The organism is Anaeroglomus insulsum (genome assembly GCF_050689095.1).
Classification (GTDB): Bacteria; Planctomycetota; Phycisphaerae; order Sedimentisphaerales; family Anaerohalosphaeraceae; genus Anaeroglomus; species Anaeroglomus insulsum.
Map to the genome: position 1 here is coordinate 13,624 of NZ_JBOGCL010000021.1, position 14,813 is coordinate 28,436.

Genomic DNA, 14,813 nt, shown 5'->3' on the forward strand with positions numbered 1-14,813 from the left:
TATATTCCAAAATCAAGGGGAGAAACAAGGAAGGCAGGCCTTCGGGTCTGCCTTTTTTGCTGCGCTGAGAGAATAAAGGATTGACTGTTCCCGAGGGGGAATTGATAATGGTTGTAACAGAGATACGCGTTGCCGCGTGGCGGCCAGGGGTATCTGAATTGGTAATTGCAGACAAGGAGCGTTCTGATGAAGACCATGAAAAGCTGTATTCCAGTCGTTTTAGCAGGTATTATGGTGTGCGGGTGTGCGGAATTGCAGAATGCCTTGAAGGTACAGCGTCCCACGGCCAGCCTGCAAGGGGTTCGTCTGGGGGAGATCAATCTGGAAACCGCGGGACTTTTATTTGATGTGGAGATTCAAAATCCATATCCAGTCGATTTGCCGCTGGTGGATTTGGATTACGATGTTCAAAGCGGAAGCAGCAAGCTGTTTTCCGGTCTGGCTAAGATTGGTCAGACGATTCCTGCCAAAAACAAGGCTATTGTCACGCTGCCTGCCAGGGTGTCCTATCTGGATGCTTTCAATGCCCTGAAATCGTTCAAGCCCGGGGCGACGATTCCCTACAAAGCCAATGTGGGGCTGTCGGTGGATGCTCCGGCCGTTGGCATCATAACACTGCCGCTGTCTCAATCCGGCGAACTGGCTGTGCCGGCCTTGCCGAAGCCGACGGATGTGAACTGGCAGAATCTGCTTGAGAAAGTAGTGCCGACGAAGTAATGTTAATCCCGCCTGATGAGCCTCGTGCTATTGGCAGGTTACACCCGTCATCCAGTTTTGTGCCAATATGGCCATATCCAGCAGATTGATTTGGGCGTCGTTATTGAAATCGCCGCAATCGGTGCTGCTGCAGCCGGATGGATTGAGCCAATGTTCTGCAAATAAATTCAAATCTTCAATTCCCACCAGACCATTGCCGCTGAGGTCACCTGTGGGGCGGTCAGAACGTATTACAAAATGACAGGCTGTCAGCGGAGGGATTGTGTAGCTGAACATATTGCTGGTGATGGCCGATACCGGGGAGCGTTCTGTGATGGCTGGGCTGGTGCTGTCAAAGGCCCAGACGCGGGCGGAGGTAAACCATTGCGGGGCAGTGATGATGAAGCTGCCGTTAATGGATTGCGTATAATGTTTATTCAGTACGACCAAATGAAGCTCATTTCTGTCTGCACGAAATGTCGAGCCATAGATGGAGCTGTTGACCTTGTCGGTCATGGCTGCTTGAACTCGGGTGTCGCCAAAGGTCGAATTACGGCCATCATAATTGCGAAACAGGCTGAAGGCGGAGTTGACATAAGCTTTGTTGCTGCCCCAGTAGGTTGCCAGATGCACGCCATATTTGCCGAAGATGCCCAGAACATCGGCGGTGGCGATGCCGCCGGAGATATGATCGCCGGCACCATAGTTGTATTCTGTAAATGCCAGCTTTGTGCCGGGGTAATAGGTGTTGATGGACTGTGTGATTCTGGGCAGCAGGGGCAGCGCCCATTTGAACCAGGTACCAATCCAACTGTTCTCATAATAGCCCTGATCCCACAGGGTTCTGGGAGCCTGCATCCGGGCCTCGGCATTGGCCTGTGAATAAGGGGGCTGTGTATCGCAGATGCGGGAGCCATCGCCTTGTACTTCGGGGTACCAGTGCAGGTCCAGTATATCCAGCAGGCGGCGGCCTTGTGCGGCCGAAGCCTGTTTCATGGTGTCCAGATAATAATCAATGAACCAGGAATAGGAATGCCCGCTTTTGACCGTGTTCCAATCCGGGGCATCCTGAAAGGTATTGAATGCGGAAAATCCGTACAGTACCGGACCGCATATCTGAGCATCCGGATCCACGTCCTTGACCGCAGATGCCAGGGCGATGGACAGATTAAGCAGTTCGACACAGGTTGGCTTGAGAGGATGAATTCGCGGATGCGTATTGCTCCACAATGCCGGTTCATTGTCGAGAGCATAGAACCGAACACCGGTAGCTGACGACGCAGAGCCATAGCGTGTGACCAGATAATTGACCAATTCATCCATATAGACGGCATTGTCGGTTTTGTCAGGGTTTCCTGCAGGGCTGCAGAAGGATGTGGTTTTCTTATACACAACCTCTTTCCAGCGGGTTGAGGGGGCGGTCTGGTCTTCGGTAACGGTCCCATTTTTGTCAGCGGCAACATAGCCGGCCATTTGCAGGGTAATCAGCGAGGCCCGGCCTGCGGCCAGATTGGCATCCACAAAATCAGTAATCACCTTGCCGGGTGTCTGACGCTGGGAAGAGGGGAGATAGGCTGACATATATTCGTCGCTGGAGTGCTGCCAGTCGCTGCCGGCATTGGAGAAATTGGTCTCCCAATTGTAGCCTGTCAATCGATTACCGCCCATCCGGCGGACAGTCAGATTTTGGGCTGAGACCTGGTCAAAGTTATAGCCGTAAATATAGGGGCTGATCGGGCTGACATCCAGTTGGGTATTGATGGTGTAACTGACAGCGATGTCTGCCTGGATGTCCGATACACACCAACCCATCCATGCAATTGCTGATACCGTGATTAACACGTGTTTCATCTTGTGATCCTCTCCCAGGGAGTAGGGTATGCGGCTATTCAGTCTGATTGTAGCAAAAACGACTCCATATTTCAAAGAAAATCGAGTGTATCCGATGTTTCAATTGCCGTTGAGCATGATTGACACTTCTGGATAATAAAGGTATATTTTTTGTATGCAAGCAAAACCAATCATCGGAATCCTTGGCGGAATAGGGTCAGGTAAAAGCACAGTGGCCGCGGCATTTGGCCGGCTGAATTGTGCTGTTATAGATGCGGACAAAATGGCTCTTGAAATGCTTATAGATAAGGATGTTGTGAGGCGGATTTCGGACGTATTTGGTTCTGATATTGTCTTGCCTTGCGGGGAAATTGACCGAAAAAAGCTGGCTGATCGTGTTTTTTCCAGTTCCGATCAGTTACAGAAGCTCAATAACATCATCCATCCGCGAGTTTTAAGGCAAACTGAAATGCTGCTGGCACAATACCAGGCGGATGATGCCGTTGAGGCGATTGTACTGGATATACCGCTGCTGATGGAAACGGGCTGGCATACCCGATGCGATGTGCTGGTGTTTGTGGACAGCGATTTGGCGGTGCGGCAAACACGAGTGCATCAGAAGGGGCGGTTTGATGCTGACCAGATAAAAAAACGAGAAAATTTCCAAATTTCTCTTGATAAAAAAAGAGAAATTGCTCAATATATAGTCAAGAACAATTCCGATTTGTCAGATTTAGCTGAGCAAGTCGCACGAATTTATTCTGCTGTGTTAAAGAAGTAGGGGTCATTCGTTCCTAATCCTGTTCCTGAAAAAGACCGGTTTTGCGGTTGAATTCCAGTGTTTTACGGGTATAGGCAGGCCGATGAATCCCGGTTAAGACAGCAAAACAACGTTTTTTCAGCGGAAACATAAGGTAGGTAGCGTGTACCCCCCGGTCTATTAGGGGAAAAGACCCCTCTTGAAAACTTCCGGTAAAGAAATAAAGAAATGTGTTTTTACGCATAAATTGATAATAACCAATGTCCTGAGCAACAGGATTTAAATCCATCCGTTTTTAAGGAGTAACCATGCCACGAGTCAAGGCAAGTGAAGAACAGCAGCAGGAAACCCCGCGTAAGAAGCGTTCCTATACCAAACGTAAAAAGAATGAACCATCCGAACCGGCTGAGACGGTAGAGTCTTCGTCTCAAGCCCCTGCTCCTCAGCCTGTTGCGGCAGAACAGTCAGGCAATGTGCGTGAGCCTGAACCTGCTGTTCAGGATTTACAGCCGGAACCGGCGGTTGCGGTTGAAACGACGTGCGAGCCTGTGACCCCTCGGGAAGAGGCCCCCAAAGAAGAGTCTATTCATGAAAAGTATGAACGGATCAAACGCGGTAATCTGCACTTGACGGAACTGCAGAATCTGGATGTTACGGAACTTCATCGGATTGCCAAAGAAGAAGGCATTACCGAATATATGGCCCTGGCCAAGCAGGATTTGATTTTCAAGATCCTCAAGGAGCGTATCCGGCAAAACGGTCTGATGTATGGAGAGGGTGTGCTGGAAGTGCTGCCGGATGGCTATGGTTTCCTTCGCAGTCCCAATTACAGCTACCTGTCCAGCCCCGACGATGTCTATGTTTCGCCTTCACAGATTCGCCGTTTCGGTCTGCGTACCGGTAACATCATTTCCGGTCAGATTCGTCCGCCCAAGGAAAATGAAAAATACTTTGCCCTGCTTCGCGTGGAGGCGATTAACTATCAGGAACCGGAAAAACTGACCGAAAAAGTGGTTTTCCGCGACTTGACTCCGCTGCATGCCGAAGAGCGATTTATTCTTGAAACCACCCAGGACGAGATGAGCACCCGCATCATGGATTTGATTACCCCCATCGGCAAAGGGCAGCGTGCTCTGATTGTTGCTCCGCCGCGTACCGGCAAAACGGTGCTGCTGCAGAAACTGGCCAATGCCATCAGTACAAACTATCCGGAAGTACGGATGATTGTGCTGCTGATTGATGAACGCCCTGAAGAAGTGACCGACTTCAAGCGAAAAGTTGCCAAGGACGTCGAGGTGATCAGTTCGACATTTGATGAACCTACCGCTCGTCACTGTCAGGTTTCGGAAATGGTCATCGAAAAGGCCAAGCGAATGGTCGAGTACGGCGAAGACGTGGTGATTCTGCTGGATTCAATTACCCGTCTGGCCCGTGCCTATAACACGGAGATGCCGCACTCAGGTAAAATTCTGACCGGCGGTGTGGATGCCAATGCCATGCAGATGCCCAAACGATTCTTCGGTGCCGCCCGCAACATCGAAAACGGCGGCTCGCTGACAATTCTGGCCACGGCCCTGATTGACACCGGCTCCAAGATGGACGAAGTGATTTTCGAAGAATTCAAGGCTACCGGCAACATGGAACTGCATCTGGATCGCCGACTGGTCGAAAAGCGCATCTTCCCCGCCATCGACATCAGCAAGAGCGGCACGCGGCGTGAAGAACTGCTGCTGGACCGCAAGGAACTGGAGCTGGTGTATCGACTGCGTAAGGTGCTCAGTGAAATGAACCTGGTGGAGGCTGTCGAACTGCTGAAGAACCGTCTGGCCAAGTACCGCAGCAACGCCGAGTTCCTGATGACCCTGAATCTGGATTAAACCAAACCCGGACTTTACAAATTTGACCAATTTTGTACAATACAGTCCCGGCCATAACCAGCCGGGACTTTTTTATTGATTAACAGACTGACAAACGAAAACCAGGTATCGATATGGCACAAGAGCTACCCAAGATTTATGACCCGCAACGTACACAGCAACAGGCCGAGCAGCTTTGGGCCAAGGGACGCTATTATCATGCGGATGAAAAGGCGGCACATCTAAAAAAGACGTATTCAGTCGTGATTCCGCCTCCGAATGTGACGGCCGCCTTGCATCTGGGGCACGCCTTGAATAATACACTTCAGGATATTCTGGTACGGTTTCATCGGATGCTGGGCAAGGTAACCCTGTGGATGCCGGGGACGGACCATGCGGGCATTGCAACGCAGACGGTAGTTGAAAAGCGGCTTCTGGCCGAGCAGGGCAAACGCCGGACGGACTTTGCCCGCGAGGAGTTCGTGGCCCATGTCCAGAGCTGGAAGGATGAATACGAAGCCCGGATTCTGGGGCAGCTCAAGAGTATGGGCTGTTCCTGCGACTGGGACCGGACGCGGTTTACCATGGACGAAGTCTGCGCCAAAGCCGTGCGGGCGGTGTTTTTTAAGCTCTTTGCCGATGGGTTGATTTATCGTGGCAAGCGGTTGGTCAACTGGGACCCGGCTACGCAAACGGTATTAGCCGATGATGAAGTGGAACATCAGACCGTTAAAGGATTTTTCTGGTATCTCAAATATCCGCTTGTTGAGCCGGTAGTGCTTAATGGGCAAAAAGTCGAACATGTCATCGTGGCCACGACGCGTCCGGAAACCATGCTGGGTGATACGGCTGTGGCGATGAACCCCAATGACCCGCGGGCTGGGGCGCTAGTGGGTAAACAAGTTCGTTTGCCGATTGTGGGGCGGCTGATTCCAATTGTTGCCGATGAACACGTGGTGCTGCCTGATCCGGAAAGCAGTGAGGAAAAGGCCCGATTCTCCACCGGCTTTTTGAAGGTTACGCCGGCCCACGACCCGGATGACTGGCAGATCGGACAGCGGCATCATCTGCCGGTGATTAACGTGATGGCTCCCGATGGCTCCATCAGCGATAAATACGGCTGGACAGACTGGGATGCGGTGAAAAATCCGGATGTGGAAAATATCATCGGGATGGATCGCTTTGAAGCCCGTGAGGCGATTGTCGAATGGTTCCGACAGGAAAAGCTGCTGGCCGAAGTGCGGGATTATTCCCACGAAGTGGGCCACAGTTATCGCAGCCATGTGCCGATTGAGCCGTATTTGTCCGACCAGTGGTATATTGCGGTCAAAAAGCCGATTCCGAATTGTCAATTGTCCATTGCAGATTGTAAATTCGACACCGAAAAACACGATGGAATCACCTATATTAAAGGGACTGATGTTCCGGTGAATTCATTGGCGGGGTTGGCATTGTGGCCTTTGCTGGATGGACGTTTGAAGTTTTATCCGGAGCGATATCGCAACAACTATCAAACCTGGCTGGAGAACCTCCGCGACTGGCCCATCAGCCGGCAATTGTGGTGGGGGCATCAGATCCCGGTGTGGTCAAAATCCGGTCGGCATCCAAATCGTTGTCAATATGGTACATTGAGTACTGTGGTTGAGACAGAGCGGGGGCCAGTGACCTATGCTTGTGTCAAACCGGGATTTGATGAACTTGAAAAAGCGATGGAAAAAGAAGGCTGGATTCGCGATGAAGATGTTCTGGATACCTGGTTTTCGTCGGCCTTGTGGCCGTTCAGCACGATGGGCTGGCCGGAGGAGAATGAGACGCTCAAGGCGTTTTATCCAACCAATGTGCTCTGTACTGCCCGCGAGATTATTACGCTGTGGGTGTCGCGCATGGTGATGATGGGGCAGTACTGCCTCGGGGATATTCCGTTCAGTGATGTCTATATCCACGCGATGATTCAGGACGGCCTCGGCCGCAAGATGTCCAAGAGTCTGGGCAATGGCATCGATCCGCTGACCATTATCGAAAGCCACGGGGCGGATGCGATGCGGTTTACGCTGGCCGGAATGACTACCGATACGCAGGATGTGCGTATGCCGGTGGCGCCGCTGACACTGCCGGATGGCCGCACCGTCAACAGTTCACCCAAGTTTGACAATGGCCGCAACTTCTGCAATAAGCTGTGGAACGCATCACGGTTTGCGATGATGAATCTGGAGGGCATAGACCCCGCAGCCTTTGATGCGTCCAAGATGGATATTACCGATAAATGGCTTCTGTCGCGTCTGGCAGTGGTGGTTCGGGATGTGACCGAGACACTGAAAAGCTACCGCTTCAATGATCCGGTTAATGCCCTGTATAAATTCTTCTGGAATGACCTGTGCGACTGGTATCTCGAATGGGCCAAACCGCGTATGGCCGATGCTGCTCAGCGGCCGATTGCCCAGAATGTGCTGGCCTTTGCACTCGACCAGACGCTGCGGATGCTGCATCCGTTTGTGCCGTTTATTACCGAGGGCATCTTCCAGAATCTCAATGCCATTGCCCCGGTACGCAGGCTGGGCACACTGGCCGAAGCCCCCTGGGCGGAGTCGATTATGATTGCCCCCTGGCCTGCCGGGCTGGATGCGTTTATCGCCCCGGATATCGAGCGGCAGATTGAAACCCTGCAACATTGCATCGGTGCCATCCGCGATATCCGCAATAAGTACAATATTCATCCTGCCAAGCGGCTGATTGGGACCCTTGTTGCCCCGCAGGGCCGTCTTGGGATGCTGCGTGAGGGCAGTCATCTGATTTGTGAACTGGCCGGAATGGAAAAACTGATTATCGAAGCCGATGCCGCCAAGCCCGCCAATTCTGCCGCTGCAATTGTTGAGGAAATGCAGATTTATGTTCACGATGTTGTGGATGTGGAAGCCGAGCGGCTGCGTCTGCAGAAGCAAAAGGAATTTATCGAAAACGGTATCCGACCTCTGCAGGCCAAGCTGTCCAACGAAAGCTTCATCAGCCGGGCCAAGCCGGAAATCGTCGAACAGAGCCGCCAGAAACTCAAAGACCTGACCGACCAGCTCGAGGCGGTGAATAAACACCTGGCCGAACTGGCCTAATTGAAAGGCTGTGTATGGAAATCCCGATGGAACTGTCGCAAATCCTGATTAATGAATCCGTCGATCAGCAGGTGATTGTCCTGAAGGAACTGCAGGGGGGGCGAAGTTTTCCGATTGTCATCGGGATGCCCGAGATTCTGGCGATAGACCGCCGGCTCAAGGGAATCGAGCTGCCACGTCCGCTGACGCACGACCTGCTGGCTCGGGTGATTGAACAGATGGGCGGTAAGGTTGAAAAGGTGGTCATTACCGATCTGCGTGATCACACTTTCTATGCGGTGATTTATATCCGGCAGGGCAATAATCTGATTCAGGTGGACAGCCGGCCTTCAGATGCGTTGGGCCTGGCTTCCGGCCTTAATGTGCCGTTGTTTGTGGAGCAGCGGGTGCTGGATCAGCTTGAGCAGTAAGGTTGGCGATAATCAGCAATCCTACTCCGATACACAGCAGGCTGTCGGCAATATTAAACGTCGGCCAGTTATAACCGATGATCGGAATTGTAACATCGATAAAATCCCGCACCAGCCCATCATTAAAAGCTCGGTCATAAAGATTGCCGACAATTCCCGCGGCCATGCAACCCAATGCGAACTGGATAATCCGCCGATGAATACCGCTGAACAGAAAAAAACCGATGACAACCAAAAACGCTGCCATCGAAATTCCGGTTAAAAAAGCCCGTTGACCAAAAAACATGCTGAATGCTGCCCCGGCGTTGACTCGCAGAATAAAATGGACGTAGCCTTCAACAATTGAATACGTTTCGCCAGGCAGGGAGGGCAGCCAGTCAAATACCGCTTTTTTGCTCCACAGGTCAAACACCGCCCCTCCGATGCCAATCGGCCAGAATAGTAAATGCCCTGTAAGATCCGGGACTCTGTGTCCGGCGTGGCGAGGTGTCTGTGATTTGTGATAAGTCATAGTGACCTGCAGTCGTCCAAAAGCGGAAACGGGTATTATTTATGCTTTTCCATCAGGGCCTGCAGCTCCGGCTGGTCCGGTTTGAGGAGCAGAGAAATCGTCCAGTGTTCCACTGCCAGCGCCTTGAGTTTTTCATCGTTGTTTTTCATTGCCAGCAGCATATAGGCAACGCCCAGACCCTTGTGAGCCATCCAGTCATTGTCATTGATCTGGACGGATTTTTTGTAGCTTTCAATGGCGGCATCGGTTTCCTTTAATTTCAGTTGAGCGTATCCGATGTATTGATAGGCCGGACCGTTTTTGGGGTCCCTGGCGATGACATCGCTGAGCAATTCCCGGGCGGCGGTGAAGCGTCCGGTTCGCAGGTAGCAGACCGCCAGCGGGACCATAATGTTGGGATCATTGCCCTTTAATTCCAAAGCCCGGCGATACGAATCAATTGCCTCGGCATGGTTTTTCTGGGCCTCAAAGACATCGCCGAACAGGGCTTCAACTTCCCCCGAAGACGGATTCAAGGTCTTGGCCTTGTTGGCATATTCCAGAGACGGTTCGTATTCTTTCAGTTCATAATAGCAACGGGCCGCCTTGTAATGCGATTCGTAATGGCTGGGATCCAGTTTGCATGCGTTGGTATAGGCCTTGACCGCACGGGCAAATTCCTTCATCGCCTCGGTCACTTTGCCCAGATTAAAAAAGTCCTTGAATGACCAGGGATCGAGTTCGGTGGCACGCTCGTAGGCATCGGCACTTTTGGCGTAATGCTGCTGTTTCTGGTAGATGTCGCCTTTCATCGAATAGGCCAGGGCGAATTGCGGATTTAACTCCGTAGCCAGTTCCAGTTTTTTAAGGGCGTCCTGATGGGCATCGATTTCATTGAGCATCAGCGCATCGACATACAGACTGACAGCCAGTTCTTTCTGCTCTTCCAGCTGCTCGGCGATCAGTTCCGCTTCGGTGGGCTGTTTGCCAAATGGATTTGTACACCCGCCCGCTGTCAGCAGCACGGCAACGGTCAGCAGGATCCCTATCTTGTTACAGGAGGTCTTCAACGTCATCGTATTCCCCTTTCCTTCCTGGCAGACAGGACTGAAGGCCTTGTCTGCAAAGTAGTTATGATTGGCGACAAAAACGCCCCCGGATTATACGTCCTTGCCCGGCGGATGTCAAAACTTTTCGCTGCGGAATATCCAGAAGGGGATTTTGGGGGTCCAAAGTCCCAAAAACTTCATTGACAAATACTCGGTGTATGGATATATTACCCCATTTGTGTACTCACTGCCGGCAACGGCCGGACAGCGGGTCTTTCTATCGTTTTCAGCAGGACAATGAAGCTATGCCGATTCTTGTACAAAAATTTGGCGGTACCTCTGTAGCCAATGCCGAGAAAATCAAGCGGGCTGCACAGCGTGCCATTCGTGCCCAGCAGCAGGGTAACCAGGTTGTTGTTGTTGCCTCCGCTCGCGGTCAGCAGACTGACGAGCTGATCGCCGACGCCAAAGAGGTCAATCCCAATCCGCCCAAACGGGAGATGGATATGCTCCTGAGCACAGGCGAGCAGCAGACCGTCTCGCTGCTGGCGATGGCAGTAGAAGGAATGGGGCACAAGGCTATCAGTTTTACGGGTGCCCAGGTCAGAATGCTGACCGACGACTCGTATACCAAAGCCCGGATTAAGAGCATTGACGGATCCATCATCAAGAAAAAGCTTGATGAGGGGTATATTGTTTTTGTGGCCGGTTTCCAGGGAATTGATGAAGAGGGTAATATCACGACCCTGGGCCGAGGCGGTTCTGATACCAGTGCGGTGGCTCTGGCTGCGGCCCTGGGGGCATCGTTTTGTGAAATCTATACCGATGTGGACGGCATTTATACCGCCGACCCCCGTATTTTCAAAAATGCTGTCAAGATGAAGCAGATCAGCTACGACGAGATTCTGGAACTGGCCAGTCTTGGCGCCGGTGTCATGCACAGCCGTTCTATTGAATTCGGCAAGAAATACAACGTCACAATTCACGTTCGCAGCAGTATGAACGAAAATGAAGGTACATACATTACTCATGAGGTCCCCCAAATGGAAGGTATTCTCGTCTCCGGTGCTACCGTACAAAAAGAACTTGCTAAAATTACGATGATTGGCGTTGACAATAAGCCCGGCATATCGGCTCGTATTTTCGAACATCTGGCCGCAGCCAAAGTGGTTGTTAACGACATCATTCAGACCGAAATCAACACGGAAAAGGCCAATGTGTCCTTTACTGTTGGCAAATCAGACCTGTTGACCGCCAAGGAAACCATCGAGAAGATTCGCGGGCAGGTCCATTGCGACAATGTGTTTGTCCGTGAAGACATCGCCGAGGTATCCGTGGTGGGTGTTGGCATGCGGTCGCATTATGGTGTGGCCAATATTATGTTCAAGGCGTTGGCTGACCTCAAAATCAATATTGAAGCGATTACTACCAGCGAAATTCGCATCAGCTGTCTGGTAGATATCAAAGATGCGATGAAAGCTTACGAAGCGGTCTGCACGGCATTCGAACTGGATAAGACCGTCGAAAAGCGGAAACAACCGAAATAATATAAACGGACAATAGAGGTCTGTCCCCACAAAAAGGGATCGGCTTTGATGGATTGGCGGCAACGCGGAATGGAGTCATGGGCAGACGCCGCAAACGATACGCAATGAGCAGAACAAGGAAGAACACACTGTGGGTGTTGTTCTTCCTTGTTGTTTTACCGGCCTGGTTGATGCTGGACCGATGGGCGGGTGTTTCTATCCGACAGACGGTTCAGTCCAGTTTTTATCCCTCCGAGGACTGGAAGAAATATCACCAACAGCAGTTTTTGGTTACTGCCGTCATCGATGGAGATACCATCGATCTAAAAATACCCGACAAAGAATATCCGACCACCCGCGTTCGCTTGTTGGGGGTTGATACTCCTGAAACCAAGAATCCGCAGACCGGCGTAATGTATTTCGGGCCGGAAGCGTCTGACTTTACACGCCGATTATGTGAAAACAAGACCGTATGTGTCCTGTTGGATTCAAAAGCCGACCAACGCGATAAATACGGCCGGCTGCTGGCTTATATCCGCCTGCCGGATGGTACTGTGCTCAACGAGCGTATTATTGCCGAAGGCTATGGATATGCGTATTTACCGTATGAGCATAGCTACTTTGATACCTATCTTGAATTGCAGAATCAGGCTATGCAATCCGGCGCTGGCCTCTGGAAAGGGGCTACCCGCAAAGATCTGCCTCAGTGGCTGTCCAAACGCCGCCCCGACTTACTGCGGCAGTCGAATCATTAGTTTCAAATCCCCGTGGGCTATCTCTCCTAAAACTTCAGTCTTTGACAAAGGTCAGATTTTTCTGGAACTGAGTTCTGAATTCCAGGACAAATCGGATGAAAACAAAGGGGTTGCAGAAGAGCATGCGAAAATCGTTCTAATCACACGAATATTTATTTGTTTGCCCCTGTTTTTTTTGACATCTGTTAGTATATTAGTCAGCGGTTTTGCGGGCATTGTAGGCCCTGCTGGGATTATTCTGACAATACGTGGTTTTGATGGCAAAAAGTCAGTTGACAATATACACAGTGTCTCAGGTTAGTAACATGGTTGCTGCGGCAATCGAGGAGCATCTGCCGTCCCGGCTGATTGTCAGCGGGCAAATCAGCGACTATAAGGTCCACAGCAGTGGCCATTGCTATTTTTCACTCAAGGATGCGGGCAGTGTTCTGTCTTGTGTGATGTGGGCAAGCAAGGTTAAGTCACTCAAGTTTCGGCCGGAAAATGGGATGGCCGTATTAGCGACCGGTTCTGTCAAGGTCTATATTCAGGGAGGGCGGTACCAGTTCTATGCTGACAAACTGGATCCGGCCGGGGTGGGGGCCTTACAGCTTGCCTTCGAACAGATGAAGCTCAAACTGCAGGCCGAGGGGTTATTTAAGGAGGAACATAAAAAACCGCTGCCGCGATATCCGATGCATATTGGGGTCATTACCAGTGCCAGCGGAGCGGCGATTGAGGACATTCGCAATAGTATCTATAAACGCTGGCCCTGTGCGGAGTTATATTTATTTGATGTGCCAGTGCAGGGCGAAGGCGCCTCGGCCAAAATCGCGGCGGCCATTCGCAAGGCCAATCAAATGCGAAAAAAGCTGAGATTGGATGTCCTGATTGTAGGGCGGGGCGGGGGTTCGATGGAGGACCTGTGGGCATTCAATGAGGAAGTGGTTGCCCGGGCGATTTACGATTCCCAACTGCCGGTGATTAGTGCAGTTGGGCATGAGGTAGATTTTACTATCGCAGATTTTGTGGCAGATGTGCGAGCTTCGACCCCGACACAGGCAGGCGTGCTGGCGGTGCCGGATATAAATGAGGTCTTGGCAGGTCTTGAATCTGCGGAAAAACGTCTGGGGCAGGTGGTAAAAGGGGAGCTACGGCATCTGAAATTGCAGCTGCAGACTATTCTGGCCAGTGCCATTTTCCGACAGCCCCGCCGGGTTTTGGAGAACAATATTCAGCGGCTGGATGAGGTTGCAGTCAACCTCGAAGAGGTACTGGAACAAAAGCTCAAACGAGCCGGCCAGGCGATTCAGCAGGCCCAGATGGCGATGGTCCGGATTGAGCCGAAGCGATTTTTGCTGGCCAGCCGAAACCGTCTTGACCAGTTGGCCGGGCGTGCGGGATATGCGTTTCATAAGAGACTTTCGGAAAAGGTGTTGCAAATTACCGCCGCGGAGAATAGATTACAGGCGCTGAATCCAAGAGGGGTGCTGGAACGGGGATACAGCATCACCGTCAACCAGCGTACCGGCAAGGTGGTTACTGCGGCAGCGGATGTAAAGCCGGGCGATGTGATTCAGACGGAACTGGCCCGGCAGAATACGATTGAAAGCGTTGTCCAGAATACGCAGAGTAGATAAAGATGGCAAAAAGCGAAAAAAAAGCTGACGAATTGAGTTTTGAGCAGGCGATTGACCAGCTCAATCAGATTGTTTCCCGTATTGAAATGGGGCAGGTTCCGCTGCAGGAAAGCCTTGAACAATACGAAAAGGGGATGAAGCTGATACGGTATTGCCGGGGGATTTTACAGGATGCGGAAAAACGGATTGAGATGATTTCGGCCAAAGAGGAACAAAAGCCGACTGAGTCAGATCCGGCTGATTCAAACGACAAAGATAACGACACCACTGATGAGTTGTTTTAACACAAAGCGAGCGTGGCGGAATTGGCAGACGCGCAAGGTTTAGGTCCTTGTATCCGAAAGGATGTGGGGGTTCGACTCCCTTCGCTCGCATTATTTTCAATCTTATAGAAGGTAAACTTTCGCACTTTTGGGTGGTTAATTCTGATGGTTTATGAACAAAACCATATCGACCTGCCGACGTCGGCGGGCGTATATAAGCAGCTATATGCCTATGGCAACTACATCGACGAAGTAGTGTATGCCTCCTGCCCGGGTGCGACCTATACGATGCGTCGCTATCTGCATGACCACCTGTACAGCGCCCCGCGGCCATCGTCTATCTGACGGCCAGCAACTGTATCCTTGTGGAAAGATCCGAATACGATGTTTACGGCACCTGCCGTATACTGGATTCTGACTACAGTCTTCTGTCTTCTTCCGTCTACGGCAATCCC

13 protein-coding genes and 1 tRNA gene are annotated in these 14,813 nt (G+C 51.4%); 11 read left to right on the plus strand and 3 right to left on the minus strand.

Features of this window, described 5'->3' with window-relative positions; genetic code table 11:
• Positions 1-186: 186 nt before the first annotated feature.
• Entirely contained in the window at positions 187-717 is a 531-nt protein-coding gene (locus ACQ9LF_RS13295) for an LEA/WHy family protein (RefSeq protein WP_462489903.1), read from the plus strand.
• A 27-nt stretch (positions 718-744) separates the two neighbouring features.
• Here the strand turns inward: ACQ9LF_RS13295 and ACQ9LF_RS13300 are convergent, their stop codons facing one another.
• A complete protein-coding gene (locus ACQ9LF_RS13300; protein WP_462489904.1) occupies positions 745-2,547 on the minus strand; it encodes a glycoside hydrolase family 44 protein in 1,803 nt (600 codons plus the stop codon).
• A gap of 154 nt (positions 2,548-2,701) precedes the next feature.
• On the opposite strand from ACQ9LF_RS13300, the gene coaE reads away from it, so the two are divergent.
• From coaE to ACQ9LF_RS13320, 4 genes are all read left to right on the plus strand, one after another.
• Entirely contained in the window at positions 2,702-3,307 is a 606-nt protein-coding gene (gene coaE, locus ACQ9LF_RS13305) for a dephospho-CoA kinase (protein WP_462489905.1), read from the plus strand.
• Between the two features lie 287 nt (positions 3,308-3,594).
• Positions 3,595-5,163: a transcription termination factor Rho gene (rho, locus tag ACQ9LF_RS13310; RefSeq protein ID WP_462489906.1), complete on the plus strand. Its 1,569-nt coding sequence runs from the start codon at positions 3,595-3,597 to the stop codon at positions 5,161-5,163.
• A 113-nt stretch (positions 5,164-5,276) separates the two neighbouring features.
• Positions 5,277-8,246: a valine--tRNA ligase gene (locus tag ACQ9LF_RS13315; protein WP_462489907.1), complete on the plus strand. Its 2,970-nt coding sequence runs from the start codon at positions 5,277-5,279 to the stop codon at positions 8,244-8,246.
• A 14-nt stretch (positions 8,247-8,260) separates the two neighbouring features.
• Positions 8,261-8,656: a bifunctional nuclease family protein gene (locus ACQ9LF_RS13320; protein ID WP_462489908.1), complete on the plus strand. Its 396-nt coding sequence runs from the start codon at positions 8,261-8,263 to the stop codon at positions 8,654-8,656.
• On the opposite strand, the gene lspA is transcribed toward ACQ9LF_RS13320, so the two are convergent.
• Positions 8,604-9,167 (minus strand): signal peptidase II, encoded by a 564-nt coding sequence (gene lspA, locus ACQ9LF_RS13325; protein ID WP_462489909.1) that lies wholly within the window; start codon positions 9,165-9,167, stop codon positions 8,604-8,606. The two genes, ACQ9LF_RS13320 and lspA, sit on opposite strands and share 53 nt — an antisense overlap.
• Positions 9,168-9,202: 35 nt before the next feature.
• Positions 9,203-10,222: a tetratricopeptide repeat protein gene (locus ACQ9LF_RS13330; protein WP_462489910.1), complete on the minus strand. Its 1,020-nt coding sequence runs from the start codon at positions 10,220-10,222 to the stop codon at positions 9,203-9,205.
• A 278-nt stretch (positions 10,223-10,500) separates the two neighbouring features.
• Here ACQ9LF_RS13330 and ACQ9LF_RS13335 point away from each other — a divergent pair, with 278 nt between their 5' ends.
• From ACQ9LF_RS13335 to ACQ9LF_RS13360, 6 genes are all read left to right on the plus strand, one after another.
• Entirely contained in the window at positions 10,501-11,742 is a 1,242-nt protein-coding gene (locus ACQ9LF_RS13335; protein WP_462489911.1) for an aspartate kinase, read from the plus strand.
• 104 nt (positions 11,743-11,846) lie between these two features.
• Positions 11,847-12,476 carry a thermonuclease family protein gene (locus ACQ9LF_RS13340; protein ID WP_462489912.1) on the plus strand — a complete coding sequence of 210 codons (630 nt, stop codon included), beginning with the start codon at positions 11,847-11,849 and terminating at the stop codon, positions 12,474-12,476.
• Between the two features lie 257 nt (positions 12,477-12,733).
• Positions 12,734-14,095 (plus strand): exodeoxyribonuclease VII large subunit, encoded by a 1,362-nt coding sequence (xseA, locus tag ACQ9LF_RS13345; protein ID WP_462489913.1) that lies wholly within the window; start codon positions 12,734-12,736, stop codon positions 14,093-14,095.
• 2 nt (positions 14,096-14,097) lie between these two features.
• A complete protein-coding gene (locus tag ACQ9LF_RS13350) occupies positions 14,098-14,379 on the plus strand; it encodes an exodeoxyribonuclease VII small subunit (RefSeq protein ID WP_462489914.1) in 282 nt (93 codons plus the stop codon).
• A gap of 6 nt (positions 14,380-14,385) precedes the next feature.
• Positions 14,386-14,469, plus strand: a tRNA-Leu gene (locus tag ACQ9LF_RS13355).
• 54 nt (positions 14,470-14,523) lie between these two features.
• On the plus strand, positions 14,524-14,703 hold the full coding sequence (locus tag ACQ9LF_RS13360) for a hypothetical protein (RefSeq protein ID WP_462489915.1): 180 nt from the start codon (positions 14,524-14,526) through the stop codon (positions 14,701-14,703).
• Positions 14,704-14,813: the final 110 nt, after the last annotated feature.

Coding starts and splice junctions, on each gene's coding strand:
- ACQ9LF_RS13335 (WP_462489911.1), top strand. CDS start 10,501: ATGCCGATTCTTGTACAAAAATTTGGCGGTACCTCTGTAGCCAATGCC.
- coaE (WP_462489905.1), top strand. CDS start 2,702: ATGCAAGCAAAACCAATCATCGGAATCCTTGGCGGAATAGGGTCAGGT.
- ACQ9LF_RS13360 (WP_462489915.1), top strand. CDS start 14,524: ATGGTTTATGAACAAAACCATATCGACCTGCCGACGTCGGCGGGCGTA.
- ACQ9LF_RS13320 (WP_462489908.1), top strand. CDS start 8,261: ATGGAAATCCCGATGGAACTGTCGCAAATCCTGATTAATGAATCCGTC.
- ACQ9LF_RS13295 (WP_462489903.1), top strand. CDS start 187: ATGAAGACCATGAAAAGCTGTATTCCAGTCGTTTTAGCAGGTATTATG.
- ACQ9LF_RS13315 (WP_462489907.1), top strand. CDS start 5,277: ATGGCACAAGAGCTACCCAAGATTTATGACCCGCAACGTACACAGCAA.
- ACQ9LF_RS13330 (WP_462489910.1), bottom strand. CDS start 10,222: ATGACGTTGAAGACCTCCTGTAACAAGATAGGGATCCTGCTGACCGTT.
- ACQ9LF_RS13340 (WP_462489912.1), top strand. CDS start 11,847: ATGAGCAGAACAAGGAAGAACACACTGTGGGTGTTGTTCTTCCTTGTT.
- xseA (WP_462489913.1), top strand. CDS start 12,734: ATGGCAAAAAGTCAGTTGACAATATACACAGTGTCTCAGGTTAGTAAC.
- lspA (WP_462489909.1), bottom strand. CDS start 9,167: ATGACTTATCACAAATCACAGACACCTCGCCACGCCGGACACAGAGTC.
- ACQ9LF_RS13300 (WP_462489904.1), bottom strand. CDS start 2,547: ATGAAACACGTGTTAATCACGGTATCAGCAATTGCATGGATGGGTTGG.
- rho (WP_462489906.1), top strand. CDS start 3,595: ATGCCACGAGTCAAGGCAAGTGAAGAACAGCAGCAGGAAACCCCGCGT.
- ACQ9LF_RS13350 (WP_462489914.1), top strand. CDS start 14,098: ATGGCAAAAAGCGAAAAAAAAGCTGACGAATTGAGTTTTGAGCAGGCG.